General features: G+C 47.6%; 6 protein-coding genes and 1 pseudogene. 3 read left to right on the forward strand and 4 right to left on the reverse strand.

The features are described from left to right. The 4 genes and pseudogenes from QZP87_RS11220 to QZP87_RS11235 form a co-directional block, all read right to left on the reverse strand. The coding region (locus QZP87_RS11220) for a hypothetical protein (RefSeq protein WP_291323012.1) at nt 1–296 on the reverse strand (296 nt) is incomplete at its 3' end. Nucleotides 297–459: 163 nt separating this feature from the next. Beyond that, nucleotides 460–846, reverse strand: a pseudogene (locus tag QZP87_RS11225) (hypothetical protein); the annotation flags it as partial. A gap of 260 nt (nt 847–1,106) precedes the next feature. Continuing rightward, the gene (locus QZP87_RS11230; protein WP_291323013.1) at nt 1,107–2,705 is read right to left on the reverse strand and encodes an ATP-binding protein; all 1,599 of its coding nucleotides are present in this window, start codon (nt 2,703–2,705) and stop codon (nt 1,107–1,109) included. Between the two features lie 50 nt (nt 2,706–2,755). Beyond that, nucleotides 2,756–2,983, reverse strand: a complete 228-nt coding sequence (locus tag QZP87_RS11235; RefSeq protein WP_291323014.1) for an AAA family ATPase — start codon at nt 2,981–2,983, stop codon at nt 2,756–2,758. Between the two features lie 444 nt (nt 2,984–3,427). On the opposite strand from QZP87_RS11235, the gene QZP87_RS11240 reads away from it, so the two are divergent. The 3 genes from QZP87_RS11240 to QZP87_RS15615 all read left to right on the forward strand — a co-directional run bounded on the left by QZP87_RS11240 (nt 3,428) and on the right by QZP87_RS15615 (nt 4,866). After that, on the forward strand, nt 3,428–4,069 hold the full coding sequence (locus QZP87_RS11240) for a hypothetical protein (RefSeq protein WP_291323015.1): 642 nt from the start codon (nt 3,428–3,430) through the stop codon (nt 4,067–4,069). Nucleotides 4,070–4,096: 27 nt separating this feature from the next. Continuing rightward, nucleotides 4,097–4,636, forward strand: coding sequence for a hypothetical protein (locus QZP87_RS11245; protein ID WP_291323016.1), 540 nt, complete (start codon nt 4,097–4,099; stop codon nt 4,634–4,636). Nucleotides 4,637–4,707: 71 nt separating this feature from the next. Beyond that, a complete protein-coding gene (locus tag QZP87_RS15615) occupies nt 4,708–4,866 on the forward strand; it encodes an ORF6N domain-containing protein (RefSeq protein ID WP_363331015.1) in 159 nt (52 codons plus the stop codon). Nucleotides 4,867–5,062: the final 196 nt, after the last annotated feature.

Below are 5,062 nucleotides of genomic sequence, written 5' to 3' on the forward strand. Positions count from 1 at the left end.
ACGTCTTCAGCAGGGGCAACAGGAGTATGTAAGCGTTGCGGATTCAGTTTCCGCTTCTTTCCCTTTCTGGAAGGTAAAACAAAGTGTCCAGCGGCTTCAAGCTCCCGCAAAGCCTTGATGCATCCTGAATGTTGCTCATTGCCCTGGAAGTCCAGAAAACCAAGGTCTTGGCATATGGCTACTGCCAGCTGCTTTGTGTTGGGGTGTTCATTGCTTTCAATCAACCTGACAACATATTCGATATGCTCGGGCTGGGCCAACTTACGCTTTATTTGGTTTTGTATTTTTGTTTGCATGCCTCTGGCATACACGAGCTTTTATAAAAAGTCCCGGACTTTTTTTCGGGGTCAAGGGCAGGCCTAGCGCGTTGAGCATTGCTGAGTGTCTGGATTCAATGATTGCCTGAAACATCTCTCCAATACCTCCATAGAGAGCATTGGGAAGATAGATGCCAAGAACCTATGCAAGAAGCATCATAATCACTCCCTGAAAGGCATTAGACCACCCGACACCCATGGCACCGCTGAAATAAACATAAATCAGCACGATGAGATAGGTGATCCCGGCCCCGACCCAGTAAGGTATTTTATCCTGACTGATTACGTTCAGAACATAGCCTGCTCCCATCATCTGCAAAGTCAGGTAAGGAATAAAGACCGCCACACTAAGTATGCCAAGAAGCACTGAAATGGACTTGCTGTTGAAACGATCTGCCAGAAGTTCAGCCTGGGTGACATAACCGAATTTCTTGCCCAGATTCCAGGCGCGAGGTCCAAAGAAATAGTAAGGCACAACACCGATCATACAGTAAGCAATGATGTAAAAAGACGCAGCTCCGCGTGAATAGGCCCAGCCTGGGGACGTTTTGCTCTTGCGGCTCCAGCCGCTTCTTCAGAATGTGGCTGGAGCCACAAAAAAAGAGGTGCCCCTAAGCTGGAGCATGGGAACAAGAGCAAAAAGTTTTTTAATCTTGAAAGAGCAATGATGCCCAAGCTCCTTATTCTTCAGCCTTCAGACTTCAGCCTTCAGCCTGAAAAGCATGGTTATCGCCCCAGCTTAACGATCCTTGTTTAAATTGGGTTGTAAGCACACCCAACAATAGAATATCAGGCCCCCCAGACAGTTATTCTTCTGCCCTGATGGGATTCCTGGCGGCTGAAGATTTTCTCATCCCAGGAGACTGTTCTATCCCGGTTAAAGATAATAAGATGGGCTTCGTCTGCACCTGCACGATCAGCATAGTCAGCTGTCTGGCCCAGGCCGGTCTGGATGGTCTTTTCCAGGTCACCTCGCAGGATCTTGAGCTCAATCACCACTCGCTGAAGCGGTCCATACATGCCCATTTGCGGGTCCAAAGGCCACTCAATGATCAGGTCAGTTCGCTTGCGGCCAAGGCCGTATTCACGCAAAAGCCTGCCTCCGCCGTTAAGAATTCTTTGCAGAAAAGCCTGCAAAAGAAGCTGGGGAGCAGCCTCCTTGTAATCAAACCCATCCTCCCAGATTTCGCTGTGTTCCCGGAAAAACTGCTGAAAAGCCTGCAAAAGCTTTGGAATATCTAAGCTGTGGTCATCTTTTTCATACCAGGCAGTCTCCTGGTTGCTGATCATGACCTGCACAGACCAGGTAAGTTCTCTCGGAATGACTTCCATGTAAATGCGGTTGGAAATGCTCAGACTTGGACGCATCTGGATAAGCCCCAGGTCTTCCACGTACTGCAGGTCATCATCCTGGACCTGCTTTAAGGTTTCTTCTCCGGCAAGCAAAGCAGATATCACTCCGTGTACCCGAGGCTCACGCAGCTTATCCGTCAGCTGATCCAGATGAGTGGCTCTCGATAAAATAAGATTTTCCCGGGCCTGCAGATAATCCTCTAAGCTGATCTTTTTGCTCCTGTCCTTGGAAGCCTTGTTTTTCCAAGTTACTTCATAACCCAGAGCGTTCACTAACCAGGGCTGGCCTCTGGTATCCTCCCATAGCTCAGGAAAAATAGCATCTTCAAACACTTGACCTGTCTCCTCGGTGTGCTGCAGCCACAGGGTCTGGACCTCATCCTGGTTGAAATTACCCATGCGCAAAGACTCGGCCTTAATATTAAAGGCACTGCCTCCAGTGATGATTTCTCCCCCTTTTTGGTGAATGCGGTAATCGCGTACATCCCTGACCCCACAGAGGACTATGCTCTGGGGAAAAGCCTCAGGGCGCTGGGCATAGCCGGAGCGGACCTGACGCAAAAGAGATATGAGCGTATCCCCTACCAGGGCATCTACTTCGTCTAAGAAAAGGATTACCGGTCTGGAGCTGGACTGGGCCCAATGAGCAAGCATTTCGCTGAGAATATCCTGAGGGGGTATAATATTGATGTTTTGATGAAGCCATTCCCGAATGTTGCTGTTTTTCAGATAGTAGTCTATGGAACGAGCAATAGCATTGCAGGCTGCAGGAATGCCCTGGGTCTCATCCCCTCTCGCTGCCTGGGCTCCTTCTATATTGGCATAGGCGCAGCTGTAGCGGCCCTCTTCATTGATGGCTTCCATCATGGCCAGCAGCGTTGTGGTCTTGCCGGTCTGGCGCGGAGCATGCAGGACAAAATAGCGCTTGCTGTCAATAAGGTGCTGAACTTCTGCCCAGTCTAAACGATGCAAGGGATCAATGTGATAGTGATCCTTGGGAACAGTGGGCCCGGCGTTGTTAAAAAAGCGCTCCATGATAAAATCTCCTCATAATTGATGGTCAAGGTCTTTGCTATATCTGATTTTTATAGCTTAAGTCCAAAACCATGAGTATGCAAGGCCGGGATGGAGGAGCGCATAAAAGGTACTATGCTTATTCCGCGACCCTGCACTGAAAAAGTGGGGCCTTGAGAGAAAAAATAGTATTTCCCGCTTTCAACCAGCTGATGCACAATCCTTGTCTTGTCCAAATAGGTGTATCCCTCTTCAATGATCTCTCGGAGAGTACTCACCCCGATGGGCAGTTTTTTCATCGTTTCTCCTTCTGCGGCGTTGTCAGGGATGCTTTGTAGTACTATTGCTATTCTTCAATAGTTGTGCGCAGTATCTCGAAAAGCATAAATGCCTGTTTTTCATTACTTTTTATTGTTTGGAAAAACCATATGCTCTTGATCACTACTCTTGCATACTCTTGACCTGAGTCAAGGACTAATCAACATGATTTGCATATATTTTTAATAAATTGAGAGTCAAAAGCTATCTTAACCATTTGTATTCATTTACCATGATTCTACCTGTTCGTCATTCCGGCGAAAGCCGGAATCCAGTGTCTTTTTAATAGGATAAAAGGCTGGATGCTGGATCAAGTCCGGCATGACGGGGAGTACTTTTGACTGTCCAGTTAATAAGACAACTCAACAATCAAACTGGACCTTTAGCCACTTATCGACACACTGAGACTGATGCCGGCTCCTCCAGTGGACGACAGCAAAGAAACAGATGAGAATGACATACAACTCGGTGTGGAGACAGGCGGCCTGAATTCTGCTGAAGCTCTCATGCTGGCCAGATATTTTATTTTTTCCCAGGTATATTTTCATCCCCTGCGTAAGATATATGACATTCATTTGCGGGACTTCCTGAAACACTGGCTTCCTTCCGGAGTATACCCGACTGACTTGGATAAGCATTTGGCCACCACCGACTCAACACTGCTTGAGGAGATCAGAAAGGCTGCCAAGGATGCTTCTCATCCGGCCCACATGCCTGCTGCCTGTATTTTTTACCGTCAACACTACAAGAGGCTTTACCAGCCCGCGCAAAGAGATTTTGCAGTCAATCCGGATGCAGGCCGAGCAGTAGTTGATGCGTTAGGTAAAGAATTCGGGACTGAAATGGTCAGAAGGGCCAACCAGACAAAAGGTTCCGGGAATCCGGATTTTCCGGTCAGCTATGACAAGGGTAGAATTAAAAGTGCCTGGGCGTCAAATCTGTCTCAGGTTCTGAATGCAATTACACCGGCAAGTATCGATTGTGTTTTTGTGCATCGGGGGATAGAAAAGAAAGCACAAAAGTTCCTGGATGACAACCATAATACAATTATTGAGCAAGGGCTTTAACTTTATTTTAAAAAAGAGGGGTTGCACATGGAAAGGCTGAGCAATAATGTCGTTACTTTGAAACTTTTGGACAGTATGCGGGAGTATGGCAGCTGGGCAGGAGAGACTCATCTGCAAAAAGCCGCCTATATCTTGAAAAAATTGCACAACGTGCCTTTAAGCAATGAGTTTGTTCTATATAAGCATGGCCCTTTTTCTTTTGACCTGCGCGATGAACTGGCGCAGCTTCAGGCAGCCGGACAGATTAGGGTCGAGCCACAGCCCGCTCCTTTTGGACCCAAGCTGGGTATTTCTCCGGTTGGGAAAAATCTGCTCCAGCGCCTGGAATACCGCTGGAAACCGTACCAGGATCAGATCGAGCAGGTGGCGCAGTGGCTGTCCGGATATGGAGTCAAGAAACTGGAGCAGTTAGCCACAGCCCTATATGTTATCAGCGAACTTCCGCATGAAGATGCCTCGGTCTGTCAAAGCCGCCTTCAGGAATATAAGCCTCATGTATCGGATGTGGACGCCCAGGCTGCGATTGCTGAAGTATGCGCGCATAGAATGGAATTAAAGACAAGTTGAGTACGGTTTATGTTCTTATCTGAGAACAGCAAATCTATGTTACGGAAGAACCGGCTCGGGAAAACACCCTTATCAACGAACAGGTCAGGCGAAATATCCATCGTTTCCCTGCAGACTTCATGTTTCAGCTAACCATTGAAGAAAAAGCCGAGGTGGTCGCAAATTGCGACCACCTGGCAAACTTCAAGTATACTCCTCACCTTCCTTACGTGTTTAACATGGGGCAATAAGGGTAAGTTTCAAACAATGTTCGGGGTCAGACCCTGATGGCACAAACCGACGCAACTTCAGACATAAGGCAATAGCACTACAGCGAAACTTCTAAAATTTATAACCTGTCTCAATTGGGGACAGGCACTTTTGCCGTTTGAAAACTTGCAATTGAACAAAAAATCAGGCGGCAAAAGAGCCAGTCCCCGGAGGTCA

The organism is Desulfonatronospira sp., assembly GCA_003563255.1.
Classification (GTDB): Bacteria; Desulfobacterota; Desulfovibrionia; order Desulfovibrionales; family Desulfonatronovibrionaceae; genus Desulfonatronospira.

Bases quoted from the DNA above. Each gene is read 5' to 3' on its own strand.
- QZP87_RS11235 (WP_291323014.1), bottom strand. From the start codon at position 2,983: ATGAAAAAACTGCCCATCGGGGTGAGTACTCTCCGAGAGATCATTGAA.
- QZP87_RS11230 (WP_291323013.1), bottom strand. From the start codon at position 2,705: ATGGAGCGCTTTTTTAACAACGCCGGGCCCACTGTTCCCAAGGATCAC.
- QZP87_RS11245 (WP_291323016.1), top strand. From the start codon at position 4,097: ATGGAAAGGCTGAGCAATAATGTCGTTACTTTGAAACTTTTGGACAGT.